Raw genomic sequence first — 26,022 nt, forward strand, 5'->3', positions numbered from 1 at the left:
GCTCAGGCGTCGCCCAGATCACAGTCCTGACCTGCAGTTTGGCTGAAAATGTGCGTTAGAAAGCCGGTTGGGATGGGAAGCGATCACGCCCGATCGGCCCCCATTTCGGGGCAAATACGGACATAATCGCTTCCCAAGATCCGTATACGTCTGTGTCGCTTCTGTGACATGACGGTCCGGAGCACGCTCAGCGCGGGCCGGGCAGCCGTACCTCGATCCGGCAGCCCCGGGCGGCCTCGGCCACCTCGATCCGCCCGCCGTGCAGATCCACCGCCCAGCGGGCGATGGCCAGCCCCAGGCCGGTGCCGCCGTCGGAGCCGGGCCCCTGGGCGGTGGCGGTGCCGCTGCGGCTGAACCGCTCGAAGACCCGGTTGCGGTCGGCCGGCGGGATGCCGGGACCTTCGTCCTCGACCTCCAGCAGGAGCCCGCCGGGCCCCTCCCCGGGCCGGGCGCGGACCGTGACGGTGCCGCCGGGCGGGGAGTGCTTGCAGGCGTTGTCGACCAGGTTGGCGACCACCTGGTGGAGCCGTTCGGGGTCCGCCACGCCGGTCAGGCCGGCCGGGCTGACCTCCAGCGCCAGGCGGACGTCCCCGCGCCGGGAGAACGCCCCGCCGGCCGTCGCGCCGTCCACGGTGACCCCGCGCAGCACGCCGTCCAGGAACTCGCGCACCTCGAAGGGCCGGGCGTCCAGGTCGACCACGCCGTCGTCGATCTTGGAGAGGTCGAGCAGGTGGGTGACCAGCCGGCCGAGCCGTTCGGTCTGCTCCAGTGCGGCACCCAGGGTCGCCGGGTTCGGCTGGACCACGCCGTCGACCACGTTCTCCAGGACGGCGCGCAGCGCGGCGATGGGCGTGCGCAGCTCGTGGGAGACGTTGGCGACCAGCTCGCGGCGGTGGCGGTCGGCGGCCTCCAGATCGGCCGCCATGTGGTTGAAGGTGGCCGCCAGCTCGCCGATCTCGTCGCGCGAGTTCACCTCGACCCGGCGGCTGTAGTCGCCGGAGGCCATCGCGCGGGCGGCGGCGGTCATGTCGCGCAGCGGGGCGGTCAACCCGTGTGCGAGGAACTGCATGAAGAGCAGTGACGCGATCATCGAGAAGATCATGATGATCCGGATCTGCGTCTCGGAGCGGATCGCCACGACCACCATGCCGGTGGCCAGGAAGACCGAGACGATCACCAGGAGGGCGAGTTTGCCCTTGATCGAGCGGACCGGGTCGAGCGGCCGGATGTCGGCCCAGACCCGGTGGGCGGCGCGGGCGGCCAGTGTGGGCCGCCGGGTGCCGTCGGTGTCCCCGTTGCGTTGCTGTGGAAAGGTCATTGGTCCCCTGTGATCCCCCGCGTGCTGTGATCCCTCAGGTGGCCGCAGGGCGGTTCGGGACACGGGCCCCCCGGAGGCCCGTCGCCCGAGGCGCCGCTACGAGAGCGGAGCTTCCAGCGCGTATCCGACGCCGTGGACGGTGCGGATCCAGCTGGCGCCGATCTTCCGGCGCAGCGCCTTGACATGGCTGTCGACGGTGCGGGTGCCGGACGCGTCCGTCCAGTCCCACACCTCGGCCAGCAGCTGCTCGCGGGTGAGGACCGCGCGCGGCTGGGCGGCCAGGCAGGCGAGCAGGTCGAACTCGGTCGGCGTCAGGTGGACGTCGCCCGAGGCCAGCCGGACCCGGCGCTGCACGTGGTCGATCTCCAGCTCGCCGAAGCGCAGCGAGCCGAGCGCCGGTGTGCGGGCCGCCTGCTGGGCGCGCTCGACGCGGCGCAGCAGCACGTTGACCCGGGCCGCCAGCTCGCGCATGGAGAAGGGCTTGGTCATGTAGTCGTCGGCACCGACGCCGAGGCCGACCAGGAGGTCCGTCTCGTCGTCGCGCGCGGTCAGCATCAGGACCGGTACCGGGCGTTGGGCCTGGATCCGGCGGCACACCTCGAGGCCGTCGAATCCGGGCAGCATGATGTCGAGCACGACCAGGTCGGGCTGCCAGGTGTGGAACCCGTCGACGGCACCGGGGCCGTCGTGGGCCACGGCGACCTTGAAGCCCTCCGCGCCCAGCCGGGCCGCGATCGACTCGGCGATCGTGGGCTCGTCCTCCACCACCAGCACTCTGCGCTGGCTGCTCACCGTGCCGCCGCTGTTCTGGTTGTCCTGCTGAATTTCTGTCACGGTCACGCCACCGCCCCCAGGGCTGCGGGCCGGCCACCTGTGGGGATGGCGGGGCTCCGCTCGTAGTCTTGTTCCGTCGTGGACTGTGCCGGGTCCGCCGTCCCGTTCGTGCGTGCGGGGACCGGAGGGCAGGTGTGGACTGCCCACCGTTTCCGCACACTTCGCAGCGTACGGACCGCGGGTGGTTTCCGGCAGGTGGACCGGACATTTCCGGCCCGTGGAGCGGCTGTCGGGCCGCCCTCGGACCCACTCGGGAGTGGGCACGGGCCGATACCTTACCCGGCGATTTTTCACTCTGTGACGGTACGTATGCACACTTGTTGACGCCGAGCCGCCGGTCAGAGCCGCTACTCGTGCGTAAACAGAGGGAAGGTCTGGACCAAAGTCCCGGGTTCCGGCCATCCGGCCGTTCCCCGGTCTTCACGGGGTTTTCCCAGCGGACTCCCAGAACCGCGACGTACCGTGGTCACGACAAGATTCACGGGGGTGGGATTTCCGGCGCGCGCCGGTACGTTGGGCACCGACGGGGCCGGTTGCTGCGGGTCGGAGCGGAGGCGGCATGGCGGGGCTGCGGGAGGGTGCCGGACGGGCCGGACCGCCCTACGGGATGCTGCGGTACGGGTTGCGGGCCGGAGTTGCCGGCTGGCTGCTGGCCCGGGTGCCGACGCCCCGGCGCAACCCCTTCGCGCTCGGCTATCTCGCGGTGGTCGGAGCCACCACCACCTTCGCCAAGGTCGCCGACCCGGACCTCGTGCTGCGGCTGCAGGAGGCGTCCAGCTCGGACGGCCACAACCTGATGCACCACCCGCTGCGTGCGCTGCTGTTCAGCGGTTTCTGGGTGGCCGGGACGATCTGGATGCCGTACCTCTGGGCCTTCGCCTTCACCGTCGCGCCGCTGGAACGGCGGGTCGGGCCGGGCCGGGCGGCGGCCGTCTTCGCCGTCGGGCACATCGCCGCCACGCTGCTCTCCCAGTCGGTGGTGATCGCCGCCGTGGCCGCCGGGCGGCTGGAGTCCGGGGCGCTGGACAGCCTGGACATCGGCGTCAGCTACGGCGTGCTGGCCAGCCTCGGCGCGCTGGCCGGGCTGCTGTCGCCGCGCGGGCGGCTGCTGGCGCTCGGGGTGGCGGGTGCGCTGATCGCCGAGCAGATCGCCGGTGACCGGGACCTGGTGACCGGGGTCGGCCACCCGGCGGCGCTGCTGGCCGGGGTGGCGCTCTGGCGTCTGCTGCGACGCACTCCTGACCGCCGCTCGCGCCGCCCCGAGCCGGCCGGGCCGGCCCCGGCGTCCGCCCCGCCCTCCCGCGGGGCCGCCCTGCTCGACCGGATGTGACGTCTCCCGGGCGTTTTTGACAGGCCCGCCCGATGCCTTCCCGCCGCTCCGGACCGGCGCCCTTGTTCGCTCATGGCGAACGACGGGCCGGGAACATCCGGCGCTCGCCAAACCTTAGTCAGGTCAACTCAACTTCGCTGACTGGGGAGAGATCATGGCATCGACGTCCACACCGCTCACCCTGCCCGTGCTGCCGCTCGACGACGAGGTCGTGCTCCCGGGCATGGTCGTCCCGTTGGACCTCAAGGACACCGAGGTGCGGGCCGCGGTCGAGGCCGCGCGGGCCGCGGCCACCGGCACCGGCAAGCCCCAGGTCCTCCTGGTCCCGCGGGTGGACGGCTCGTACGCGGCGGTCGGCACCCTCGCCACCGTCGAGCAGGTCGGCCGGCTGGCCGACGGCCCCGACTCCGTCGGGGGGCCGGCGGCGCTGGTGCGCGCCGTGCGCCGGGTCCGGATCGGCGTCGGCACCACCGGGCCCGGCGCCGCCCTCTGGGTGGAGACCACGCCGTTCCGGGAGTCCTCGGTCGGCACCCCGGTGGCCGGGCGCGCCGCCGAGCTGGTCAAGGAGTACAAGTCGCTCTCCACCCAGTGGCTGCGCAGGCGCGGCGCCTGGCAGATCGTCGACCGGGTGGCCCAGACCGAGGGCGTCGGCGAGCTGGCCGACAACATCGGCTACGCGTCCTTCGCCACCGCCGAGCAGAAGCTCAAGGTGCTGCTGGAGGCCGACCAGGTGGCCCGCCTGGAGTACGCGCTGACGCTGCTGCGCGACCACCTCGCCGAGGAGGAGGTCAACGACACCATCCGCAAGGACGTCGAGGAGGGCGTGGCCAAGCAGCAGAAGGAGTTCCTGCTCAGGCGGCAGCTGGAGGCCGTCCGCAAGGAACTGGCCGAGCTGAACGGCGACCCGGCCGACGAGGAGGGCGACTACCGCGCCCGGGTCGAGGCGGCCGACCTCCCCGAGAAGGTCCGCGAGGCGGCCCTCAAGGAGGTCGACAAGCTGGAGCGGGCGTCCGACCAGTCGCCCGAGGGCTCCTGGATCCGGACGTGGCTGGACACCGTCCTGGAGCTGCCCTGGAACGAGCGGACCGAGGACGCCTACGACATCGCCGGCGCCCGTGCCGTCCTGGACGCCGACCACTCCGGCCTGGCCGACGTCAAGGACCGCATCGTCGAGTACCTCGCCGTGCGCAAGCGCCGGGCCGAGCAGGGGCTCGGCCTGGTGGGAGGCCGGCGCGGAGGCGCGGTGCTGGCGCTGGTCGGCCCGCCCGGCGTCGGCAAGACCTCGCTCGGCGAGTCGGTGGCCCGCGCCATGGGCCGCAAGTTCGTCCGGGTGGCGCTCGGCGGCGTCCGGGACGAAGCGGAGATCCGCGGCCACCGGCGCACCTACGTCGGCGCGCTCCCCGGTCGGCTGGTCCGGGCCGTCAAGGAGGCCGGCTCGATGAACCCGGTCGTCCTGCTGGACGAGATCGACAAGGTCGGCTCCGACTACCGGGGCGACCCGGCGGCCGCCCTGCTGGAGGTGCTGGACCCGGCCCAGAACCACACCTTCCGCGACCACTACCTGGAGGTCGAGCTGGACCTCTCCGACGTGGTCTTCCTCGCCACCGCCAACGTGCTGGAGGCCATCCCCGAGCCGCTGCTCGACCGGATGGAGCTGGTCCGCCTGGACGGCTACACCGAGGACGAGAAGGTCGTCATCGCCCGCGACCACCTGCTCCCGCGCCAGCTGGAGAAGGCCGGCCTGAAGGGCGAGGAGGTCGCGGTCGACGAGGAGGCGCTGCGCCGGCTGGCCGGCGAGTACACCCGTGAGGCGGGCGTCCGGAACCTGGAGCGCTCGATCGCGCGGGTGCTGCGCAAGGTCGCCGCGCAGAGCGAGCTGGGCGAGCGCGAGCTGCCCGCCGCGATCGGCGCCGACGATCTGCGCGCCCTGATCGGCCGGCCGCACCACGTCCCCGAGGCGGCCCAGGAGCCGGCCGAGCGGCGCACCGCCGTCCCCGGTGTGGCGACGGGCCTCGCGGTGACGGGCGCCGGCGGCGACGTCCTCTACATCGAGGCCTCGCTCGCCGACGCCGAGACCGGCGGCACCGGGCTCACCCTGACGGGGCAGCTGGGCGACGTGATGAAGGAGTCCGCGCACATCGCGCTCTCCTTCCTCCGCTCGCGCGGCGCCGAGCTGGAGCTGCCGGTCACCTCGCTGCGGGACCGCGGCGTGCACCTGCACGTCCCCGCCGGGGCCGTCCCCAAGGACGGGCCGAGCGCCGGCATCACCATGACGACCGCGCTGGCCTCGCTGCTCTCCGGCCGCAAGGTGCGCACCGACGTGGCGATGACGGGTGAGGTGTCGCTGACCGGGCGGGTGCTGCCGATCGGCGGGGTGAAGCAGAAGCTGCTCGCCGCCGACCGGGCCGGCGTCACCACGGTGATCATCCCCAAGCGGAACGAGGCCGACCTGGACGACGTCCCGGCCGAGGTGCTGGAGCGGCTCACCGTCCACCCGGTCGCGGACGTCCGGGAGGTGCTGAAGCTGGCCCTGGAGCCGGCCGGGGTGCTGGTCGCCGCCTGACGGGCGGCCGGCTGACGGGGTGTGGGAGCCTGCGGGCCCACACCCCGTCAGGGTCTGTGCGGCCACGTCGGTGCCGGACCCCTGCCCCTCCTACCGGGCGGAGATCCACTGCGCCAAGACCGGTCCGCGCACCGGCGCCGTGGTGCGCACCCGGTACGCCGGCGCCGGCTTCCTCGTCGGCTCGCCCAGGACGGCCGGCTCGACCGCCTCCGGGCGGCGTGGTCCACCAGGACACCACCACCGGGGTGCTGCGGATCACCGCCGACGAGTAGCGGCCCACGGCTGCCGTGGTCAGACTGCGAAGATGCCGTCCCCCACGCAGCGTGTCCTGGCCAGAGTGCCGGCCGGGCTGCGCCCGTTCCTGATCAGGCACCGCCGGCTGGTGAAGTTCCTGCTGGTCGGCAGTGCCTGCTTCGGCCTGACCACGGTGCTCAACCTCGCGCTCAAGTTCACCGTGCTGGAGCACAAGCCGGTGGTGGCGCTCACCGTCGCGACCGTGGTCGGCACCGCGGTCTCGTACGTGCTCAACCGCCAGTGGTCCTTCCGGGCCGTCGGCCGCCGCCGCGAGGTGCTGTTGTTCCTGCTGGTCAGCGCGGTGGCGATCGGCGTCAACGTCCTCCCGCTGATCGTCTCGCGCTACCTGCTGGACCTGCGCGAGCCCCGGGTGACGGCCTTCGCCGAGGGGGTGGCCGACTTCGTCAGCGGGATGGTCGTGGGCACCTTCGTCGCGATGCTGTTCCGCTACTGGGCCATACAGCGCTGGGTCTTCACCCGCCTCGCCGAACCGGCCGCCACCCCGGTGGAGCAGCCGCAGCGCATCTCGTAGCCGGTCGCTCCCACGTGTCCGGCCGCCCGCCTCCGGCCCGCCGGGAGCGGGCGGCCGAACGCGGTTACGCTGCAAACGTCCGGCCCCGAAGCGGGTGTCCGGCAGCCGAGCGGGGTGAGGGCGATGCGCGAGACGGACGGCCTCCGGGCCGGACCCGCCAGCCAGCAGGGCATGCGCCGGGCCAACCTGGCGCTGGTGCTCGGCGTGATCGCGCGCGCCCCGCGCTCCCGGGCCGAGGTGGCCGCCGACACCGGGCTGACCAGGGCGGCCGTCTCCTCGCTCGCCGAGGAGCTGATCACCGCGGGGCTGGTGGTCGAGGAGGGCCCGGCCGCACCCAGCGGCAAGGTCGGCCGGCCCGGCACCGCGCTGGGCCTCAACCCCCGGGGGCCGGGCGGCCTCGGCGCCGAGATCGGGGTGGAACACCTCGGCGCCTGCGTGGTCGACCTGCGCGGTGAGGTCCGCGCCTGGCGCCGCCAGGAGATCCGCAACCGGGACCGGCGGCCCGCCGCCGTCCTGGCCGACCTGGCCGAGCTGCTGCGCGCAGCCACCGTGGAGGCGGGGCTGCGCCCGGCCGGGCTGGCGCTGGCCGTGCCGGGGCTGGTCGGCGACGGCGGCGGGGTGCTCCAGCGGGCCGCCAACCTGGGCTGGCAGGACGTGCCGGTCGCCGCCGAACTGCGGCACGCACTGCGCGCGGCCGGCGCCGAGCAGCTCGCCGAGCTGCCGATCGACGCCGACAACGAGGCCAACCTGGGCGGGCTCGCCGAACTCTGGCTGGGCGGCGCGCCCGACCACTTCCTGCACGTCTCCGCCGAGGCCGGGGTGGGCGGGGCGATCGTGGTCGGCGGCCGGCTGCTGCGCGGGGCCCGCGGCTACGCCGGCGAGCTGGGCCACGTGCCGGTCCACCCGGACGGGCCGCTCTGCGCGTGCGGGTCGCACGGCTGCCTGGAGCAGTACGCGGGGGAGACGGCCGTGCTGCGGGCCGCCGGCCTGGAGGGGATCCGCGGCGACTGGGTGGCGCTGCTCGCCGAGCGGGCCCAGGCCGGCGACGAGGAGGTCCGTACCGCGCTGGCCGGGGCCGGCTCGGCGCTGGGCATCGCCTCGGCCGGGGCGGTCAACCTGCTCGACCCGGCCGAGGTGGTGCTGGGCGGCGGCTACGCCCAGCTGGCGCCCTGGCTGATGCCGGCGATGCGGGCCGAGCTGGCGGCCCGGGTCACCGTCCGCCCATGGTCGGACGAGCGGCTGACGGTCTCCCGGCTGGGCCGCCGCGGCCCGCTGCTCGGAGCCGCGGTCGGCGTGGTCCGGGCGATCATCGCCGACCCGGGCCGGCTGGAGGGCTGACCTACGGGCGGACCAGTTCGCGGCCGCCGCGCGGCCCGCGCATGACGGCGGCGAAGGTGACCGCCACCCCGACCAGCGCCCAGACCATCAGCACCAGCAGCGGCATGCCGAGGTTGGTGGCGCCGAAGTAGGCGATCGAGCGGGTCGCCTCCGTCCCGGCGCCGTTGGGGATCCAGGCGCCGATCGCCCGCCAGAACGGCGGCATCAGCGGTGGCGGGAAGACCCCGCCCGCGCTCGGGTTGCCGAGCACCACGAAGATCAGCACCGCGAGGCCGATGCCGACGACGTCGAACAAGCTTTGCAGGGCCATGGTGAAGGCGCCGACCGCGAAGACCACCAGGGCGCCGACGCCCGAAAGACCCCAGAACGAGCCGGGCAGCGCGTCCAGGGCCGGGCCGGCGATCACCGCGCCGCCGATGCCGGCCGCGACCGAGTACAGCGCCAGCGTGCCGAGCCGGATCACCGCCCGGTTGGTGTTGGCGGGCCTGGCGCCGGCGCTGACGCCGAGGATCGAGGCGACCAGGTAGCCGCCGACGCACCAGCCGATCACCAGGTAGAACGAGGTGAGGCCGTTGGGGTCGCCCTTGGCCAGCGGCACGACGTCCTCGGTCCTCACCGTCCGGCCCTGGGACTTCTCCAGCCCGGTGACGATGGTCTCGGCGGCCCTGGCGGCGGACGGGCCGCGGGCACCGCCGACCAGCAGGGTGTCCTCGGTGCCGGCCGGGTCGTGGACCAGCGCGGCGTAGATCTTCTGGTCCTTGATCCGGGCGGCGGCGGTCGCCGCGTCCGGCGCGGTGACGGCCTTCACGGCGTCGTCCGGCACCGACTCCAGCGCCCCGACCAGCTTGGGGGAGACCTGCGGCGGGGCGACCACCGCGATCGACAGCTCGTGCGGGGTCGGGTGGTGGAGGGCGCCGACGTAGGAGGTGATGAAGCCGAGCTGGAGGAGGAGGACGGCGATCACCATCAGCGCCGTGCGCGGGGTGACCGCTTCCTTCAGTTCGGCGACGAGTCCTTGGCTCGGGACCTTCCCTGGGGCGGTCATGCACATCTCCTTGGGTATCGGCCGATAGAGGACAAACGGATACTTCATACCATCAACTAGTCGGCCCGGGGTCCCTCCCGCGCCGCGTTCCGGCCCGGCGGGCTGCGGGATACTGGCGCCGTGAGTGCGGCGAGAGACGACGAGTCCGTGATGGCGGTGGAGCGCGAGGTCTCGCTGCTCTTCCGGCGCGGCCGGGCCCGGGTGGCGGAGATGTCCCGCCGGGTGCATCCCCAGCTGGAGGGCATGGCGTACAGCATGCTCGCCTACATCGAGCAGGCCGGGCGGGTGCGGGTGACCGACGTCGGCGTGCACTTCGCGGTGGGCAAGGCCACGGTGAGCCGGCAGATCCGGGCCCTGGAGGAGCTGGGCCTGGTGGACCGGGAGGCGGACCCGCTGGACCGCCGGGCGGCCCTGGTCTCGCTGACCGAGGACGGCCGCCGGCGCTTCCTGGGGGCGCGGGACGCCCGGATGGAGCGGGTGCGCGCGCTGATGGCCGACTGGCCCGAGGAGGACGTGGTCCGCTTCGCCGAGCTGCTGCACCGCTTCAACGACGTGGTCGGGGAGGGCATGGGGGTCTGAGGCGCAAGGCCCGGAGCGGGCCGGGAGCGGATTTTACTTCGGCTTGAAGAAAGTTGCCCTAGTCAACCAATCGTCCTATGGTTGCTTAAGGCAACGATCTCCTGGCCTTCGTCTGCCGTCTCCCGCTTCCGCCTCCGCACCCCGCCGAAGGACCCAGATGACCGTCACCAACCCAGCCGCGACCGGAGCCGCCACCGCCGACGACCAGCCCATGACGCACCGGCAGGTGATGGAGGCGCTGTCCGGACTGCTGCTCGGCCTCTTCGTGGCCGTGCTCTCGTCGACGGTCGTCTCCAACGCGCTGCCCCGCATCCTCACCGACCTGCACGGCGGCCAGTCCGCCTACACCTGGGTGATCACCGCGACCCTGCTCACCCTCACCGCCTCCACCCCGATCTGGGGCAAGCTCTCCGACCTCGCCAGCAAGAAGCTGCTGCTGCAGATAGCCCTGGTCATCTACATCGCCTCCTCGGCGCTGGCCGGCCTCTCCCAGAACACCGGCCAGCTGATCGCCTGCCGCGCCCTCCAGGGCATCGGCGCGGGCGGTGTCACCGCGCTCGCCCAGATCTGCCTGGCCGCGATGGTCCCGCCGCGTGAGCGCGGCCGGTACAGCGGGTACTTCGGCGCCGTCTTCGCCCTGGCCACCATCGGCGGTCCGCTGATCGGCGGCGTCATCGTCGACACCTCGTGGCTCGGCTGGCGCTGGTGCTTCTACGTCGGCATCCCGTTCGCGCTGGCCGCGATCGCGGTGCTGCAGCGCACGCTCAAGCTGCCGGTGGTCAAGCGCAAGGTGAAGATCGACTACCTGGGCGCGCTGGTCATCACCGGCGCCGTCAGCCTGCTGATGATCTGGATCACCCTGGCCGGCAAGAACTACGCCTGGTTCTCCTGGCAGACCGTGGCCATGGTCGGCGGCGGGCTGCTGCTCGGCGCCCTCGCCGTCGTGGTCGAGAAGCGCGCCGCCGAGCCGATCATCCCGCCGGCGCTCTTCCGCCACCGCACCGTCACCCTCGCCGCGCTCGCCAGCGTCCTGGTCGGCATCGGGATGTACGGCGCGACCACCTTCCTCAGCCAGTACTTCCAGCTGGCCCGGGAGAAGTCCCCGACCATCGCCGGCCTGATGACCCTCCCGATGATCCTCGGCCTGGCCGTCTCCTCCACCGTGGCCGGCAAGCTGATCACCAAGTACGGCAAGTGGAAGGTGTACCTGGTCTCCGGCACCCTGATGCTGGCGATCGGCTTCGGCCTGCTCGGCACCGCCCGGGCCGACACCGACTACGGGCTGCTCTGCGTCTACATGGCGATCACCGGCATCGGCCTCGGCCTGACCATGCAGAACCTCGTCCTCGCGGTGCAGAACACGGTGCCGCGGAGCGAGCTCGGCGCGGCCAGCTCGGTCGTCACCTTCTTCCGCACCATGGGCGGCGCGATGGGCGTCTCCGCGCTCGGCGCCCTCATGAGCAACAAGGTCGGCCACTACCTGGCGGAGAACCTGGCCGCCGCGCACATCCCGGCCACCGGCGCCGCGGCCGGCGGCGGCATCCCGGACCTGCACAAGCTGCCCGCCCCGGTCGTCCCGCTGGTGACGGACGCCTTCGGGCACGGCGTGGGTGTGGTCTTCCTGATGGCGGCGCCGTTCGCGCTGCTGGCCTTCATCACGGTGCTGTTCATCCGCGAGACCGCGCTGCGCACCACCCAGCAGGGCTGACGGAGCACCTCGCGGGAACGCCTCGCAGGAACACCTCGCGGGAACGCCGACGGCCGGGGAGCATCGATGCTCCCCGGCCGTCGAGGTGTGCGACAGTGCCCGGTGCCCGTTCCAGCGGGGCTCGGGGCGGCACGCCAGGAGGTCCCGGCCCGGCTCGCCCGGGGCGTCCGCCTGCTCCGGCACTGCCTCGCGCATGGTCGGGAGGACGTCGGCTTCACCGGCTGAGGAGCCCCCGCAGCCGGACGGGCCACCACGGTGTCACAGCCCGGGGGCGTGGCGGCCGTCCAGGTACCAGAGCGCGGCCGTGTACCAGGTCAGCGTGATCGCGCAGACGAGCAACGCGCCCGCGACCGGCAGGGCCCAGCCCGGCAGCCGGCGGTGGCGGACCACGATGACCTTCGCCGCGAAGGCGCCGTACAGGACGCAGCCCGTGACCGAGTGCACCGCGACCCGGCTGTCGGACAACTCGACGCCGTAGGCGGTGATGCAGTGGTAGGCGATGGGCAGCGAGAGCAGGAAGGCGGCCAGCCCGACGGCCCGGTGGACGGTGCGCACCGGGCGGGGGGCGGCACCCGCACCCGGCAGACGGCGGTACATCCACAGGGCGAGCGCCACCTGCACCAGCGCCAGGCCCTCCAGGGCGCTGCCCAGCTGGGCCTTCAACCGGTTGGCGCTGTCGCCGTACTGCCCGAACAGGCCACTGGTGTAGTCGGGGGAGTGGGCACGGCCGAACCAGTACAGGCCGGCCGTGACCGCGATCGGGAGCAGGGCCCAGAGGGCTTGGGGCGGCCGCCGGCTGGGCCGCTCGGCGGGGTGCATCGAGGTGTCCTTCGTGTTCGGCGGGTCGGGGTCAGCTGGGCTCGACCTTTTCGCCGGCCGCGTTGAGCACGTACCAGCCCGCGCCGAACTGGGTGAGGTCCTGGCCCGTGGTGTCACCGGGCTTGGCGTCGCCTGCGTAGTAGTAGAGCGGGTGGCCGTTGTAGGTGACCTGGGTGGCGCCGTCCGCGCGCTTGGTGGTGCCCAGCAGGCCGGCCGTGGCACCGTCGACGGCGGTCGCTGCCCCGGTCGTGGTGAACGGCGGCCAGGCGGCCGCGCAGGCGCCGGAGCAGGTGGACTGCGACGAGGTGTCGGCCTCGAAGAGGTAGAGCGTCCTGCCCTGCCCGTCGACCAGGATGGAGCCCAGGTTGCCGCCGGTGGCGACGACCTTCACGGTGGCTGCGCCCGCGGTGGCGCTGGCCGAGGCGGAAGCGCTGGCGGATGCACTCGGCGAGGCGGACGCGGTCGCCGGGGCGGAGCTGGTGCTCGTCGAGCTCGTGCTGCTCGAGCAGCCGCTGCAGACGGCGGCGAGCAGCGCGACGGTGGCCGCGGTGGCCGCCAGGGAGGGGTGCCGCATGGGTGCTCCTTCGGGTGGGGTCCCTCCACTAGTGACCGGCCGGGACGTGTTGTCCACTGTCCGCGCTCGCGGTGTCGGCGCAGCGGGGGATGCCGTTGGCCCGGACGGCCGATCGCGGCGCCCCGACCCGCCCGGGTGTGGCGGAGTGGGCGGCGGTCGGGGTGCCGGCCGGCACGGTTCGCAAGGGCTCGACCTGCCCCCGGTCCGGCGCGGTGGCCACGGCGGGCTGCGGCGATACGAGGACCGCATCGGGTTCCTCGTCGACCCCGGCCACGAGGAACACGAACGCCTCGAGTGGCTCGGGCCTGGACACCGCCGGCCGGTTCGACCCTGCGGCCTTCGACCTGGCAGAGGTCAACACCGCACTGTCCGGCTTCGCTGTCGTCCTGATCGAGAACTGACGTTCCACCGTGTGGCAATGATCGCCCCGGCCATGACGGCCGGGGCGATCAGGATCCTCGCAGGATCAGCGCGGCCCGCTGAACTAGTGCCCGGCGATCAGCGACAGGCCGTAGAGGACGGCCGCGCCGCAGACCGCGAAGCAGGCGTACGCGCCGGCCAGGGCCAGCCGGCCGGCGGTCGCGGCGCCGGTGCCGGCCGCCGAGCGCTGCGCGGTCAGTGCGGCCTCGCGGCGGGAGAGGGCCAGGATGCCGAGCGCGAAGACGGCGACCACGGCGACGGTGATGCCGAAGCTGAAGCCGGCGGTCTGGGCCAGGGCGGTCCACTTGATGTGCATGGTGTGTGCTCCTCAGCCGGCGGCGCTCAGGCCGCGACCGTGGTCGAGGCGGGGGTGGGGGTCACCGGGGTACCGGCCGGGCCCACCTCCACCGGGGTGACGGTCTCGACCGGGGCGACGTCGTTGACGTTGTCCGCCCCGACCGGCTGGCGGCGGGAGAGGACCCACATCGCGCCGGAGCCGGCCACCAGGGCGGCGCCGACCAGGGCCACGCCCCAGCCGCCCTGCTCGGCCAGGAAGGCCGCGGCGCCGGAGACCACGGCGGCGGCGGGCAGGGTCAGGCCCCAGGTGTAGACCATGCGGCGGACCAGGCTCCAGCGCAGCTCGCCCTTCGGGCCGCCGAGGCCGGCGCCCATGATGCCGCCGGAGCAGACCTGGGTGGTGGAGAGGCCGAAGCCCATGTGCGAGGAGGTCAGGATGACGGTGGCGGCGGCCGACTCGGAGGCGAAGCCCTGCGGCGCCTGGATGTCCGCCAGGCCCTTGCCCATCGAGCGGATGATCCGCCAGCCGCCCATGTAGGTGCCGAGCGCGATCGCCGCACCGGCCGAGACGATCACCCAGGTGGGGGGCAGCGCGCCCTTCGGCAGGGCGCCGACCGAGACCAGGGTCAGGGTGATGATGCCCATCGTCTTCTGGGCGTCGTTGGTGCCGTGGGCCAGCGAGATCAGCGAGGAGGAGAACACCTGGCCGGTCTTGAAGCCCTTGGTGACGGTCTCGCCGTTGCCCTTGCGGGTGATCGCGTACGCCAGCTTGGTGGCGCCCCACGAGGCGAGGCCGGCGACCAGCGGGGAGGCGATCGCGGGGATCAGGATCTTGGTGACGACGGTGTCGAAGTTGACACCGTTGACGCCGACGCCGACCACGGTGGCGCCGATCAGGCCGCCGTAGAGCGCGTGCGAGGAGCTCGACGGCAGGCCTCTCAGCCAGGTGAGCAGGTTCCACAGGATCGCGCCGACCAGTGCGGCGAAGATGATCTCCGGGTGGATGCCGGTCTTCTCGTTGACGATGCCGCCGGAGATGGTGGTGGCGACCTTCACGGACAGGAACGCGCCCGCGAAGTTGAGGACGGCCGCGATGGTGACCGCGACCTTGGGCCGAAGGGCTCCCGTGGCGATGGAGGTGGCCATCGCGTTGGCGGTGTCGTGGAACCCGTTGGTGAAATCGAAGGCGAGCGCCGTGATGATCACAACGGCCACCAGGAACGAGATGTGTTCCATACCCAAACAATCGTCGTAGTTGTCGCACTGACGTTGGTGTCGCTCGCGACGGTAGGGATGTTCGGTGAACGGAAGGTGAACTGAGCCGGGATTCGTGGTTCCGCTGGTGGCGGACGGGTGTCCGGCACCTTTCCCCAAGGTGTCCACGGCCGTGCTGAGCTGGGCATTGGCGCAGATCATCCCGGTTCGGTCCGGTTTGCTGAGACCCGCCTCACAGCTGGAGCGGAGAATTCACCGACCCGTGCTGGTGCGGTCTGTTTCTGGCGAGTAACCCATGGCAGGATCGGCGTGGCTCCCGGAGACCCCGGAGCCGTCGGGTCGGGGAGGACACACCCATGGGCGGGGCTGCACAGCGGACGGAAACGGCCGGACTGCGACCGTGGGTGCGGGCCGCCCTGCGCTGCGGAGCCGTGCTCGCGGCCGCCGCGCTCGCACTGCCACTGGCCACCCAGGCCGCGTACGCCGCGCCCGACCCCGGCCCCGGCGTCACCGCCCCGGCCGCCGCCCGCGGTGCCGACCCGCTCGCCGACGCCAAGGCCACCCTCGGCCCGCTGCTCGACCAGCTGCACGAGCTGTACAAGGGTGCCGAGGCCGCCACCGAGCAGTACAACGCCGCCGTCGCCAAGGTGACGGAGCAGCAGGCCACGCTCGCCGACCTCAAGGACCGGCTGGAGCGCCAGCAGAAGCTGGTCGACGCCGGCACCGACATCGCCGCCCAGCTCGCCGCCGCCCAGTACCGCAACGGCGCCGCCTCCGCCTACGCCGAACTGCTGCTCTCCAAGGACCCGTACGAGGCGGTCACCGTCGCCGAGCTGCTCGCCGCCGCCAGCCGCTCGCAGTCCGAGTTCCTGGACCGGCTGAAGACCGACCGCGAGGCGCTCGGCGGGCTGCAGAAGCAGAACGAGGAGGCGCTGAAGGGCTCGCAGGCGCTGGTCGCCCAGCAGGACGCCGCCAAGGCCAAGGTCGCCACCGACCTGGCCTCCGTCGAGCAGACGGTCTCCTCGCTCACCGGCGCCCAGCGCACCGAGCTGGAGAAGCTGGAGAAGGTCAAGGCCGACGAGGCCCAGCTCGCCTTCCTCGCCTCCGGCGCGCTCGGCAAGGGCGAGCGCACCCCCTCGCTGGCCGGCCGCGCCGCCGTCGCGTACGCGCTGGCGCAGCTCGGCAAGCCGTACCTGTGGGGCGGCGCCGGTCCGGGCTCCTTCGACTGCTCCGGCCTCACCTCGCAGGCCTGGCTGCACGCCGGCAAGCCGATCCCGCGCACCAGCCAGGAGCAGTGGGCCCAGCTCCAGCACGTCGCGCTGAACCAGCTGCGCCCCGGCGACCTCGTCATCTACTTCGAGGGCGCCACGCACGTCGCGCTCTACATCGGCGGCGGGCTGGTCGTCCAGGCGCCCCGGCCGGGCGCCGTGATCAAGGTGTCGCCGATCGGCTCGATGCCGATCCTCGGCGCAGTCCGGCCCGACCCGGAGACCGCCTCGGACGAGGCCGGCGGCGCCTGGAAGGTGCCGGACCTCCCGGCCGGCTGGGACACCGTCACCCCGATCGCGCCGAGCCCGGCCAACCAGGTGCCGGAGACGCCTGCGCCGGGCACGCCTGCGCCGGGCACGCCGGCCCCGGGCACGCCCGCACCGGAGACACCGTCCACCACGCCGACGGGGACTCCCACGGGCACTCCGACCGGTACTCCCACGGGGACGCCCACCGGCACCCCCACGGGGACGCCGACCGGTACTCCCACGGGGACGCCGACGGGTACGCCCACCGGCATCCCCACGGGGACGCCGACCGGTACGCCCACCGGCACCCCCGCCGGCACGCCCACCGGTACCCCCACCGGGACGCCGACGGGCACGCCGACCTCGTCCGCCTCGGCCACCGGGACCGGCTCGGCCAGCGCCTCCGCCCCGGGTACGACCTCCGCGACGCCGCTGCCGGCCCGACAGAACTGACGCGAACGCCCGAGGGGGCCTGCGGACCGCAGCGGTCCGCAGGCCCCCTCGGCCGTTCCGGGGCTCAGCTCGCGCCGCTGTCCGGCTCGAAACGGACCACCACGGCCTTGGAGGTCGGGGTGTTGCTGATGTCGGCGGTGGAGTCCAGCGGCACCAGCACGTTGGTCTCCGGGTAGTACGCGGCCGCGCCGCCGCGCGCCACCGGGTAGTGCACCACCCGGAAGTGCGGGGCGCGGCGCTTCACGCCGTCCTTCCACTCGCTCACCAGGTCGACGTACGCCCCCTCGGCCAGGCCCAGTTCGGCGGCGTCGGCCGGGTTGACCAGGACGACCCGGCGGCCGCCGGTGATGCCGCGGTAGCGGTCGTCCAGGCCGTAGATCGTGGTGTTGTACTGGTCGTGCGAGCGGAGCGTCTGCAGCAGCAGGCGGCCGGCCGGCACCTCGGGCGCGGTGAGCGGGTTGACCGTGAAGTTGGCCTTGCCGGTCGCCGTGGGGAAGGTCCGGGAGTCGCGCGGGCCGTGCGGCAGGGTGAAGCCGCCGGGCCGGCGGACCTTCTCGTTGAAGTCCTCGAAGCCCGGCACCACCCGGGCGATCCGCTCCCGCAGGGTGTCGTAGTCGGCGGCGAACTCCTCCCACGGCACGTTGTCCTGCGGGCCGAGCGCGGCGCGGGCCAGCCGGCAGACGATCGCCACCTCGGAGAGCAGCCCCGGTGCGGGCGGGCGCAGGCCGCCGCGCGAGGAGTGCACCTGCCCCATCGAGTCCTCGACGGAGACGAACTGGGCACCCTTGGCGGTGACGTCCCGGTCGGTGCGGCCCAGGGTCGGCAGGATCAGCGCGCGGGCGCCGGTCACCACGTGCGAGCGGTTGAGCTTGGTGGAGACGTGCACGGTCAGCCGGCAGCGGCGCACGGCCGCCTCGGTGACGTCGGTGTCCGGGGTGGCCGCGACGAAGTTGCCGCCCATCGCGAAGAACACCCTGACCTTGCCGTCGCGCATCGCGCGGATGGTGTCCACCGAGTCGTAGCCGTGCGCACGCGGCGGCTCGAAGCCGAACTCGCCGCCCAGCGCGTCCAGGAAGGCGTCGGACGGGCGCTCGAAGATGCCCATCGTCCGGTCGCCCTGGACGTTGCTGTGCCCGCGCACCGGGCAGACGCCGGCGCCCGGGCGCCCCACGTTGCCGCGCAGCAGCAGGAAGTTGACCACCTCGCGGATGGTCGGCACGGCGTGCTTGTGCTGGGTGAGGCCCATCGCCCAGCAGACGATCACCTTGCGCGAGCCGAGCACCAGCCGGGCCAGCTCCTCGATCTGCTCCCAGGGCAGACCGGTGGCGGCCAGCACCTCCTCGCGGCGGGTCTGCCGGGCCTCGGCGGCGAACTCCTCGAAGCCGTGGCAGTGCTCCGCGACGAAGGCCTCGTCGACGCCGCCGTCGGCGTCCAGGACGATCTGGTTGAGCGCGCGGAACAGGGCGAGGTCGCCGCCGAGCCGGATCTGCAGGAAGAGGTCGGTCAGCTTGGTGCCGTGGCCGACCAGGCCGCGCGCGTTCTGCGGGTTCTTGAACCGCTCCAGGCCGGCCTCCGGCAGCGGGTTCACGCTGACGATGGTGGCGCCGGCGCGCTTGGCCCGCTCCAGGGCGGAGAGCATCCGCGGGTGGTTGGTGCCCGGGTTCTGGCCGGCCACGATGATCAGGTCCGCCTGGTAGAGGTCCTTCAGGCTGACGCTGCCCTTGCCGACGCCCAGCGTCTCGGTGAGCGCCGAACCGGACGACTCGTGGCACATGTTGGAGCAGTCCGGCAGGTTGTTGGTGCCCAGCCGGCGGGCGAACAGCTGGTAGGCGAAGGCGGCCTCGTTGCTGGTCCGGCCGGAGGTGTAGAACGCGGCGCCGTCCGGGGTGTCCAGCGCCCGGAGCTCCTCGGCGATCAGCGCGAAGGCCTCGTCCCAGCCGATCGGCGTGTAGTGGGTGGCGCCCTCGTCCAGCAGCATCGGCTGGGTGAGGCGGCCCTGCTGGCCGAGCCAGTAGCCGGACCGTTCGGCGAGCTCGGCCACCGGGTGGGCGGCGAAGAACTCGGCGAGGATCCGGCGCTCGGTGGCCTCCTCGGCGACGGCCTTGGCGCCGTTCTCGCAGAACTCGGCGGTGTGCGTCCTGCCCGGCTCGGGCCAGGCGCAGCCGGGGCAGTCGAAGCCGTCGGGCTGGTTCACCTTGCGCAGGGTGGCCAGGGTGCGGCGGGCGCCCATCTGCTCGGTGGCCATCCGGAGGCTGTGGCCGACCGCGGGCAGCCCGGCGGCCGCGTGCTGGGGCGCCGACACCCGGGGGGCGTCCTGCGCCGGGTCGCTCTGCGGGGCCTGCTTGGCCATGACTGCGCTCCTCGGCTCTTGCTCGTCCGGCCGCCGCGTCGTTGCGGCCGCCTGCCCCCATCCTTCCACCTGGAGCGGGGCGGGGGCAGGGCCCCCGGACGGGCCCGGCGGCGTCGGTAGAGTGTGACGGCTTCGAGAGGCGGGGGTGGGGCGGGTGACGGTCGGGGATGTCCTCGACGGCCGGTACGAGCTGCTGGAACGGCTCGGCCAGGGCGGCTTCGGCGTGGTGTGGCGGGCCTTCGACACCCGGATGCGGCGGCAGGTGGCGGTCAAGGTCATCGGCCACCACGGAGAGGACCAGCAGAAGGCCGCGCTGCGGTTCGTCCGGGAGGCCTGCGCGGCCGGGAACCTCTCGCACCCGCACATCGTCACCGTCCACGACCTCGGGGAGGGCGAGCTCGGCGGCCGGCAGGTGACCTACCTCGTGATGGAGCTGCTCACCGGCCGCACCCTGACCGCCGTGCTCCGGGCCGGCCTGCCCGATCCGGTGCAGAGCCTGCGCTGGGGGCGGCAGATCTGCTCCGCGCTGGCCGCCGCCCACGACGCCGGCATGGTGCACCGGGACATCAAGCCCGACAACATCATGGTCACCGAGGCCGGCACGCTGAAGGTGCTGGACTTCGGGATCGCCCAACTGGACGTCGGTGCGGGCGGGCTGACCACCACCGGGACGGTCATCGGCAGCCCGGCGTACATGGCGCCGGAGCGCTGGACCGGCGGCCGGGTGGACGGACGGGCGGACCTCTACGCGTTCGGCTGCGTGCTGGTCGAACTCTGCACCGGGGTAAGGCCGTTCAGTGGCGACTCGACGCCGGTGCTGATGTACCAGCACCTCAACGAGCCGCCGCCGGCGCTGGATCCGGCGCAGTTCGGGCTGCCGGGCGAGGTGGCCGCGCTGGTCACCGAACTGCTGGCCAAGGACCCGGCGGACCGCCCGGCCGATGCCCGGTCGGTGGAGCGGCGGCTCGCGGCCCTGGCACAGCGGCGCACGGCGGAGGGGGCGGCCGCGTCGCCGGCCCCTACCGCGACGGTGCTGGACCGTCCGGCGCCGCCCCCGCCGTCGATGCCGCCCCCGCCGTCGACGCCGTCGACGCTTCCCGCTCCGCCGGTAGCGTCGCCTCCCCTCCCGCCCGTGGCGCTGCCTCTCGCTCCGCCCGTGGCGCCGCCTCCCGCCCCGCCCGTCGCGCAGCCGCGGGCCGAGGTGCCGCCCGTGCTGCCGCCGCTCACCACGCCGCCGGTCACCGCCCCGCCCGCCGCGGCGAACGACACCGTCCGGGCCGCGCTGCGCGAGCGCCGGAGTGCGGCCTTCCGGGCGGCCACCGCCGGGGAGTCCGCCATCCAGCTCCAGGCGGTGGCCCGGGAGTCCGTCGTCGCGCTCGGCGCCACCGACCGGGACACGCTCTGCGCCTGGCGGGACTTCACCTGGTACCTGAGCCGGGCCGGCGACCTCGACGGGGCGATCCGGCTGCTCTCCACCGTGGTCGAGGACATGCGGCTCGCGCTGGGCCAGACCGATCCGGACACCCTGGCCGCCCGCTACCACCTGAGCTGGTGCATCGGCGAGAGCGGTGAGACGGTCACCGCGATCCGCCGGCTCTCCGAGCTGCTGCCGGACATGCACGCCATCTGGGGCGGCCACGACACCCGCGTCCTGAAGGCCCGGCACGACCTGGCGGTGTACGCGGCCAACCGGGGCGACCTGGAAGGCGCCGTGCTCCAGCTGCGCACGCTGCTGCCGGACCTCGCCCGGGGACTCGGCGAGCAGCACCCGACCACCGTCCAGGCCTGGCACGACCTCGCGGGCTACCAGCAGCGGCTGGCGCAGCCGGCCCGCCGCCCCCGCGCCTCGCGGCGGATGAAGATCAGCCCGCTCGAGGCCGTGGTGCTGATCCGGCGCCTCCTGGCCTGGGACTTCGCCTCGGACCAGGAGGCCAACGCCTGCCTGAACGCGCTGGAGCGCGGGACGGGCATCAAGGGGGTGGGGGACTGGATCCTGTCCGCTCCGGATCACGTCACGGCCGAGGACCTGGTGGAGGAGCTCTTCGGTCCGTAGCGCCCCGCGCGGTCAGCGGCAGCCGCTCACCGCCGGTTCCGCCGGCACGCCGGCCAGCGCGCGCAGCAGTGCGCGGGCGGCGGCGTCGTTCTGCCGGAACCCGGGGGAGTCGGTACGCGGCCGGGCGAAGGCCGCCGCCGCGCGGAGGCTTGTGTGCGGGCCGAGAGCGGTGCGGCGCGGGTGCGCCCCGCCGCCCAGGGCCGGATCCAGCACGCGGCTGTCGGTGGGGCGGACGGCGACCAGCCCGGTCCGGTGGGTGTGGTCGGCGTCGGTGACCACCTCCTCCACGATCCGCCCGGCGCGGTGCAGTTCGCGCAGCAGCGGGTCGCGGGTGCGGGCCGGCGCGTGCTTGGGCAGGTACGCCTCGACCAGTGCGGTGGCGGTGACGCTGTGCCCGGGCACGGTGGTGCCGGACGCCCGCCAGGTGCCGCCGGCCTCGTCCCGTTCGACCCGGATGCCGGCGCCGAGGAAGCGGACCACGCCGGCCTCGGAGAGCGCGACCAGTTGGCGCAGCCGGAAGCCGGGCGGGCCGGAGGCGAGGTGGCTGAAGTAGCCGAAGAACCACTCGTCGACGTCCTCGCCGGCCGAGCGGGCGGAGAGCCGGCCGGAGGCGAGGACGCGGGGCAGTTGGGCGAAGAGCGAGAGCAGGGCGAGGAAGGCGCCGAGGTCGGCGCTGTGGGCGGGGTCGGCGCGGCGGTCGGCGTCCCCGGTGATGTAGTCGCGCAGGTGGCGCTGGAGTTCGTCCTCGGAGCCGAGTTCGACGCCGGCCAGCGGGACGTCGAGCCGTTCGAGGTCCAGCCGGTCGGCCGGGTCGGGGACGGCCAGGGCGACCAGCCGGGCGAGTCCGGGGGAGTGCCAGTCGTACGCGTCGTAGCCGGCCAGGAACTCCTCCCAGGGCAGCGTGGTGCGCCCGGGGTGGGCGTGGAACAGCTCGTGGTAGTACCCGAAGCCGATGTCCTTGGCCATCAACGGCCAGAATTCCCGGCGCAGTTCGAGCGGTCCGGGTTGTCCGAGGACGGCGTCGACGGCGGCCGCGTCGAAGTAGCGGGGGAGCGGGGCGGGCGGCCCCTGGAGCCGGTAGCCGGTCTTGGAGTGGTACGGCACCCCGCGCCGGGAGCCGACGTGGATCACCGGCTCGCGGCCGGACGGCCGGTAGGCCAGGCCGGCGGGCGTCTCCTCGAAGCGGCCGCCGCGGCCCTCGGTGAGCAGCGCCAGCAGGTCGACGAAGGCGAGGCCGAATCCGCGCAGGACGACCTGCTCGCCGGGGGCGATGCCGGAGAGGTCGGCGTCGGCGGAGAAGGCGGGCGGCAGGTGGAAGAGGCCGTGCCGGGCGGCGAACCCGGCGTCGGCGGCGTACCGGGGGTGGGGGTCGGAGTCGAGGTGGCCGAGGGTGAGGGCGACGTGGTCGGCGGTGAGGACGCCGCCGCCGAGGTGGACGCGCTGCGGGCCGTCGGCCGGGCCCTCGATCCGGCGGGCGGTGTCCCGGTGCACGGTGACGGTGACGTGCGGTGGCAGGTCGGCGACGGCGCGGCGGAACACCCAGTCCAGGTAGGCGCTCTGGGCCCGGCGGGTGGGGAAGTCGGTGGGCGCGAGGGCGCGCAGCTCCGCCCGGACGGCCGGGTCGGGCGGCTCCCGGTAGGGGGCGAACTCCTCGCTGTGGGCGGCCCATTCGGCCAGCGAGGGGCCGGGGCGGACCGGCCCCTCGATGGTGGACCGCTCGTCGGTGAACATCGTGACGTCCTCGGCCATCGAGTTCATCCGCAGCAGGGGGGACTGCTCGTGGCGCCAGATCCGGCCCGCGCCGGGCGGGTACGGGTCGACCAGGTGGATCGCCAACGGCCGCTCGCCGGGAAGGAGTTCGGGCACGTTGGCGGCGATCCGCTCCAGCAGCCCGGTGCCGCGCGGTCCGGCGCCGACGATCACCAGGCTGGTCACGCCTTCACCGCGGGGGCGTCGGCGGCGGCGCGCAGCCGGCGGCAGGCCGCCCGGGCCTTCTGCAGCGGGGTGGGCGGCAGGCCCTCGCGGGTGGCGCCCTTGGCGTAGTGCCGTTCGACGTAGTACTGCCCGATCGACAGGATCGTGGTGATCACGATGTACCAGATGGTGGCGACCATCAGCATCGGGATGACCTGGTACGACTGCAGGTAGACCAGCTGGACCGAGTAGAGCAGGTCGGAGACGGCCAGCACGCTGACGATGCTGGTGCCCTTGAGTGCGCTGATCAGCATGTTGCCCGCGGTCGGCACGATCGAGCGCATCGCCTGCGGGACGACGATCCGGCGCAGCACCCGCCAGCGGCCCAGCCCGAGCGCGGAGGCGGCCTCCAGCTGGCCGCGGTCGACGGAGAGGATGCCGCCGCGCACCACCTCGGCGGCGTACGCGGCCTCCAGCAGGGTGAGGCCGATGACGGCGGTCAGGGTGGGGCCGACGAGGTTGACGGTCCTGACGGTGACGAACTCCGGGCCGAACGGGATGCCCAGGCCGAGGGTCGGGTAGAGCGCGCCGATGTTGAAGAAGAGCAGCAGCTGCACCAGCGCCGGGGTGGAGCGGAAGATCCAGACGTAGATCCAGCTGAGCGTGCGCAGCACCGGGTTGGTGGAGAGCCGCATGGTGGCGAGGACGGTGCCGAGGACGAAGCCGAGGGTGAGGGTGACGGCGGTCAGCCAGAGGGTGAGGGTGAGGCCGTTCAGGACGGAGGCGGCGGTGAACCAGTCGGCCACCACGTCCCACTGGAAGGCCTTGTTGCGGATCACCGAGTTGAGCGCCATCGCGAAGAGCAGCAGGGCGACGGCGGCGGAGATCCACTGGCCGGGCCGGCGGCGGGCGACGAGCCGGGCGTCGGCGTCGGCGGGGGCGGCGTCCGGTGGGGCGGGGTTGCGGCCGGCCGTCGTGAGGGCGGCGGGCACGGGAAGGACGTCCTGCGGGGTGGGCATGAGGGGGCTCCAGGCGGCGCGAGTGCGGGCGGGGGCGGGGAGGTACGGATGCGGTCACGTACGCGGCCCTCTCGCCGGTCCGCGTCCCTCAACGCGGCCGGCCCTGCACTGCACTCCGCTGTGATCGTACGCATGCGCGATCGAGGCCTGTCAAGGGTGGGGCGGTCGCCCGCCCGATGTGGTCGTACGGCGACAGACGATCGCAACAGAGCGGTAATGGAGGGTGGTTGACGCCATGCGTGCTCGGCTGCTCAACTGGTGGCCATGTACGCCGAGCAGCCCCTGGTCACCCGCGGCCACATCGACTTCGGTCGGGTGTGGTCCGCGGCGTGTCGCGGCTGACCCGGCAGCGGGCCGTCCAGCCGGCCCTGTCCTCCTAGGAGCCTCCCCGCACCGGGGCCGCTCCCCCGGAGAGCCCTCCCTCGGTGCCCCGTCGCGGGCCGGGAGAGCCGTCGCCGACTGACGGCTCATCAGGCGCACGCTGCCGCCGCCTCCCCTCCTCCCCACCACTGCGCTCCGGCAGTCTCCCCGTCCACCGTCACGTACCGTCGCCCGTCGCCCGTCGCCCGTCGCCCGCCGCGGTCCCGGCCCCGTCGCGGCCCCGGTCCCGTCACGGCCTCCTCCGGCGTGCCCGGGCTCCGGCCGGGCGGGGGTGGCCTCCGCCCGAAACCGGAGGCGGGCCCCGGCCCACCCGCGGGCCGCCGGGTATCCGAAGCCCGCCAAGCGCCCGCAGGTCGCCGACCGCCGTCCGGCCAAAGGCTCCTGGCGCCCGCCCCCGAAAGGCACCGACCCGTGAGAACCACCACCGTCCGCCGCCTGCTCGCGGTCACCGCCCTGCTGCCGCTCCTCGCGGTGGCCGCCTGCGGCTCGGACCCGAAGACCGCCCGGCCGGGCGCCGCGGGCCCGTTGGCAACCGCCGCCGGGCAGGACCTCGTCTCCGGCATCGCCAAGTCGGACGCCGCCGCCGCGCTGTTGCCCGAGGACGTCCGCACGTCCGGCACGGTGAGGTTCGGCTCGTCGTTCGGCTACCCGCCGAGCGCCTTCTACGCCGACCAGGCCACCAGGAAGCCGGCCGGAGTGGACATCGACTTCACCGACGCGGTGGCCAAGGTGCTGGGCCTGGCCGTGCAGCGCGAGGAGGCCGCCTTCGAGACCATCCTGCCCGCGCTCGGCAGCGGCAAGTACGACGTCGGCACCGGCAACTTCGGCGTCACCACGGCCCGGCTGAAGACCATCGACTTCGTCACCTACATCGACGACGGCCAGGGCTTCGCGGTGAAGAAGGACAACACCACGATCCAGCCGGTGACCGACCTGTCGCAGCTCTGCGGGCTGACCATCGGCACCGGCGCCGGCACCACGTTCGAGACCACCCTCAACGCCAGGAAGAACGTCTGCACCGACGCCGGCCGCAAGCCGTACGAGGTGAAGGCGTTCAGTGACAGCGGCGCCGTCCTCACCGGCCTCCAGCAGGGCCGGGTGGACATCACGATGTCCACCATCAACGGCCTGCGCTACCAGGCCTCCCAGGAGGCGTCCGGGACGAGGTTCCTCGGTGAGTTCCACCGGCTGGACGTCGGGTTCGCGTTCAGGAAGGGCTCGCCGCTCACCCCCGCGTTCCAGGCGGCGGTCAACCAGCTGATCAAGGACGGGACGTACGACAGGATCCTCCAGAAGTGGGGAGTCGCCGACTCGGCGATCAAGGAGTCCCTGATCAGCCCGCCCGAGCACGCGTGACCCCGCTGTCCGGGCCCGGGCCCTGGGAGGCGTCCCACCACCATGACCACCACCATGACCTTCACCGAGACCATCACCCCCCCGCCGCCCCCGCCACCGGAGGACCCCGTGAC

General features: G+C 73.7%; 20 protein-coding genes. 10 read left to right on the top strand and 10 right to left on the bottom strand.

Annotation, left to right across the window (positions count from 1 at the left end):
- Window positions 1-187: 187 nt before the first annotated feature.
- Window positions 188-1,318 carry a sensor histidine kinase gene (locus ACZ5WK_RS08960; RefSeq protein ID WP_396320801.1) on the bottom strand — a complete coding sequence of 377 codons (1,131 nt, stop codon included), beginning with the start codon at window positions 1,316-1,318 and terminating at the stop codon, window positions 188-190.
- 96 nt (window positions 1,319-1,414) lie between these two features.
- Entirely contained in the window at window positions 1,415-2,152 is a 738-nt protein-coding gene (locus ACZ5WK_RS08965) for a response regulator transcription factor (protein WP_209411241.1), read from the bottom strand.
- A gap of 559 nt (window positions 2,153-2,711) precedes the next feature.
- Between ACZ5WK_RS08965 and ACZ5WK_RS08970 the strand changes: the two genes are divergently transcribed.
- From ACZ5WK_RS08970 to ACZ5WK_RS08985, 4 genes are all read left to right on the top strand, one after another.
- The gene (locus tag ACZ5WK_RS08970) at window positions 2,712-3,482 is read left to right on the top strand and encodes a rhomboid-like protein (protein ID WP_465546377.1); all 771 of its coding nucleotides are present in this window, start codon (window positions 2,712-2,714) and stop codon (window positions 3,480-3,482) included.
- 154 nt (window positions 3,483-3,636) lie between these two features.
- Window positions 3,637-6,045, top strand: a complete 2,409-nt coding sequence (gene lon, locus ACZ5WK_RS08975) for an endopeptidase La (protein WP_465546379.1) — start codon at window positions 3,637-3,639, stop codon at window positions 6,043-6,045.
- Between the two features lie 304 nt (window positions 6,046-6,349).
- The gene (locus ACZ5WK_RS08980; RefSeq protein WP_465546381.1) at window positions 6,350-6,871 is read left to right on the top strand and encodes a GtrA family protein; all 522 of its coding nucleotides are present in this window, start codon (window positions 6,350-6,352) and stop codon (window positions 6,869-6,871) included.
- 123 nt (window positions 6,872-6,994) lie between these two features.
- Window positions 6,995-8,209 carry an ROK family protein gene (locus tag ACZ5WK_RS08985; protein WP_465546383.1) on the top strand — a complete coding sequence of 405 codons (1,215 nt, stop codon included), beginning with the start codon at window positions 6,995-6,997 and terminating at the stop codon, window positions 8,207-8,209.
- Window position 8,210: 1 nt separating this feature from the next.
- On the opposite strand, the gene ACZ5WK_RS08990 is transcribed toward ACZ5WK_RS08985, so the two are convergent.
- Window positions 8,211-9,254 (bottom strand): ABC-2 transporter permease, encoded by a 1,044-nt coding sequence (locus tag ACZ5WK_RS08990; protein WP_465546385.1) that lies wholly within the window; start codon window positions 9,252-9,254, stop codon window positions 8,211-8,213.
- 120 nt (window positions 9,255-9,374) lie between these two features.
- Between ACZ5WK_RS08990 and ACZ5WK_RS08995 the strand changes: the two genes are divergently transcribed.
- Together ACZ5WK_RS08995 and ACZ5WK_RS09000 are read left to right on the top strand one after the other, a co-directional pair.
- The gene (locus ACZ5WK_RS08995; protein ID WP_465546387.1) at window positions 9,375-9,833 is read left to right on the top strand and encodes a MarR family winged helix-turn-helix transcriptional regulator; all 459 of its coding nucleotides are present in this window, start codon (window positions 9,375-9,377) and stop codon (window positions 9,831-9,833) included.
- A 211-nt stretch (window positions 9,834-10,044) separates the two neighbouring features.
- Window positions 10,045-11,541: an MDR family MFS transporter gene (locus tag ACZ5WK_RS09000; RefSeq protein WP_465546600.1), complete on the top strand. Its 1,497-nt coding sequence runs from the start codon at window positions 10,045-10,047 to the stop codon at window positions 11,539-11,541.
- Window positions 11,542-11,799: 258 nt separating this feature from the next.
- Here the strand turns inward: ACZ5WK_RS09000 and ACZ5WK_RS09005 are convergent, their stop codons facing one another.
- Window positions 11,800-12,360 (bottom strand): DUF6529 family protein, encoded by a 561-nt coding sequence (locus ACZ5WK_RS09005; protein ID WP_465546389.1) that lies wholly within the window; start codon window positions 12,358-12,360, stop codon window positions 11,800-11,802.
- A gap of 31 nt (window positions 12,361-12,391) precedes the next feature.
- A complete protein-coding gene (locus ACZ5WK_RS09010) occupies window positions 12,392-12,934 on the bottom strand; it encodes a COG4315 family predicted lipoprotein (protein WP_465546391.1) in 543 nt (180 codons plus the stop codon).
- Between the two features lie 137 nt (window positions 12,935-13,071).
- Between ACZ5WK_RS09010 and ACZ5WK_RS09015 the strand changes: the two genes are divergently transcribed.
- The gene (locus tag ACZ5WK_RS09015) at window positions 13,072-13,335 is read left to right on the top strand and encodes a hypothetical protein (RefSeq protein WP_465546393.1); all 264 of its coding nucleotides are present in this window, start codon (window positions 13,072-13,074) and stop codon (window positions 13,333-13,335) included.
- 83 nt (window positions 13,336-13,418) lie between these two features.
- Here ACZ5WK_RS09015 and ACZ5WK_RS09020 read toward each other — a convergent pair whose 3' ends face one another.
- Complete coding sequence (locus ACZ5WK_RS09020) at window positions 13,419-13,670, bottom strand: hypothetical protein (protein WP_405361348.1); 252 nt, start codon at window positions 13,668-13,670, stop codon at window positions 13,419-13,421.
- Window positions 13,671-13,696: 26 nt separating this feature from the next.
- On the bottom strand, window positions 13,697-14,887 hold the full coding sequence (locus ACZ5WK_RS09025) for an inorganic phosphate transporter (RefSeq protein ID WP_465546395.1): 1,191 nt from the start codon (window positions 14,885-14,887) through the stop codon (window positions 13,697-13,699).
- Window positions 14,888-15,222: 335 nt separating this feature from the next.
- Here ACZ5WK_RS09025 and ACZ5WK_RS09030 point away from each other — a divergent pair, with 335 nt between their 5' ends.
- The gene (locus ACZ5WK_RS09030; protein WP_465546397.1) at window positions 15,223-16,836 is read left to right on the top strand and encodes a C40 family peptidase; all 1,614 of its coding nucleotides are present in this window, start codon (window positions 15,223-15,225) and stop codon (window positions 16,834-16,836) included.
- A 64-nt stretch (window positions 16,837-16,900) separates the two neighbouring features.
- Here the strand turns inward: ACZ5WK_RS09030 and ACZ5WK_RS09035 are convergent, their stop codons facing one another.
- A complete protein-coding gene (locus tag ACZ5WK_RS09035; RefSeq protein ID WP_405361352.1) occupies window positions 16,901-19,186 on the bottom strand; it encodes an FdhF/YdeP family oxidoreductase in 2,286 nt (761 codons plus the stop codon).
- A gap of 154 nt (window positions 19,187-19,340) precedes the next feature.
- On the opposite strand from ACZ5WK_RS09035, the gene ACZ5WK_RS09040 reads away from it, so the two are divergent.
- Window positions 19,341-21,239 carry a serine/threonine-protein kinase gene (locus tag ACZ5WK_RS09040; RefSeq protein WP_465546400.1) on the top strand — a complete coding sequence of 633 codons (1,899 nt, stop codon included), beginning with the start codon at window positions 19,341-19,343 and terminating at the stop codon, window positions 21,237-21,239.
- A 12-nt stretch (window positions 21,240-21,251) separates the two neighbouring features.
- Here ACZ5WK_RS09040 and ACZ5WK_RS09045 read toward each other — a convergent pair whose 3' ends face one another.
- Complete coding sequence (locus ACZ5WK_RS09045; protein WP_465546402.1) at window positions 21,252-23,174, bottom strand: FAD/NAD(P)-binding protein; 1,923 nt, start codon at window positions 23,172-23,174, stop codon at window positions 21,252-21,254.
- Window positions 23,171-24,172, bottom strand: coding sequence for an amino acid ABC transporter permease (locus ACZ5WK_RS09050; protein ID WP_465546404.1), 1,002 nt, complete (start codon window positions 24,170-24,172; stop codon window positions 23,171-23,173). Before ACZ5WK_RS09050 ends, ACZ5WK_RS09045 begins: the two co-directional genes overlap by 4 nt.
- A 792-nt stretch (window positions 24,173-24,964) precedes the next feature.
- Here ACZ5WK_RS09050 and ACZ5WK_RS09055 point away from each other — a divergent pair.
- Complete coding sequence (locus ACZ5WK_RS09055) at window positions 24,965-25,909, top strand: ABC transporter substrate-binding protein (RefSeq protein ID WP_465546406.1); 945 nt, start codon at window positions 24,965-24,967, stop codon at window positions 25,907-25,909.
- The last annotated feature ends 113 nt before the right edge of the window (window positions 25,910-26,022 follow it).

The sequence above is a fragment of the Kitasatospora sp. NPDC032757 genome (assembly GCF_055579305.1).

Excerpts from the sequence above, each read along its gene's own strand:
- ACZ5WK_RS08960 (WP_396320801.1), bottom strand. The coding sequence starts at position 1,318 with ATGACCTTTCCACAGCAACGCAACGGGGACACCGACGGCACCCGGCGG.
- ACZ5WK_RS08970 (WP_465546377.1), top strand. The coding sequence starts at position 2,712 with ATGGCGGGGCTGCGGGAGGGTGCCGGACGGGCCGGACCGCCCTACGGG.
- lon (WP_465546379.1), top strand. The coding sequence starts at position 3,637 with ATGGCATCGACGTCCACACCGCTCACCCTGCCCGTGCTGCCGCTCGAC.
- ACZ5WK_RS08980 (WP_465546381.1), top strand. The coding sequence starts at position 6,350 with ATGCCGTCCCCCACGCAGCGTGTCCTGGCCAGAGTGCCGGCCGGGCTG.
- ACZ5WK_RS08985 (WP_465546383.1), top strand. The coding sequence starts at position 6,995 with ATGCGCGAGACGGACGGCCTCCGGGCCGGACCCGCCAGCCAGCAGGGC.
- ACZ5WK_RS08990 (WP_465546385.1), bottom strand. The coding sequence starts at position 9,254 with ATGACCGCCCCAGGGAAGGTCCCGAGCCAAGGACTCGTCGCCGAACTG.
- ACZ5WK_RS09000 (WP_465546600.1), top strand. The coding sequence starts at position 10,045 with ATGACGCACCGGCAGGTGATGGAGGCGCTGTCCGGACTGCTGCTCGGC.
- ACZ5WK_RS09005 (WP_465546389.1), bottom strand. The coding sequence starts at position 12,360 with ATGCACCCCGCCGAGCGGCCCAGCCGGCGGCCGCCCCAAGCCCTCTGG.
- ACZ5WK_RS09010 (WP_465546391.1), bottom strand. The coding sequence starts at position 12,934 with ATGCGGCACCCCTCCCTGGCGGCCACCGCGGCCACCGTCGCGCTGCTC.
- ACZ5WK_RS09020 (WP_405361348.1), bottom strand. The coding sequence starts at position 13,670 with ATGCACATCAAGTGGACCGCCCTGGCCCAGACCGCCGGCTTCAGCTTC.
- ACZ5WK_RS09025 (WP_465546395.1), bottom strand. The coding sequence starts at position 14,887 with ATGGAACACATCTCGTTCCTGGTGGCCGTTGTGATCATCACGGCGCTC.
- ACZ5WK_RS09030 (WP_465546397.1), top strand. The coding sequence starts at position 15,223 with ATGGGCGGGGCTGCACAGCGGACGGAAACGGCCGGACTGCGACCGTGG.
- ACZ5WK_RS09035 (WP_405361352.1), bottom strand. The coding sequence starts at position 19,186 with ATGGCCAAGCAGGCCCCGCAGAGCGACCCGGCGCAGGACGCCCCCCGG.
- ACZ5WK_RS09050 (WP_465546404.1), bottom strand. The coding sequence starts at position 24,172 with ATGCCCACCCCGCAGGACGTCCTTCCCGTGCCCGCCGCCCTCACGACG.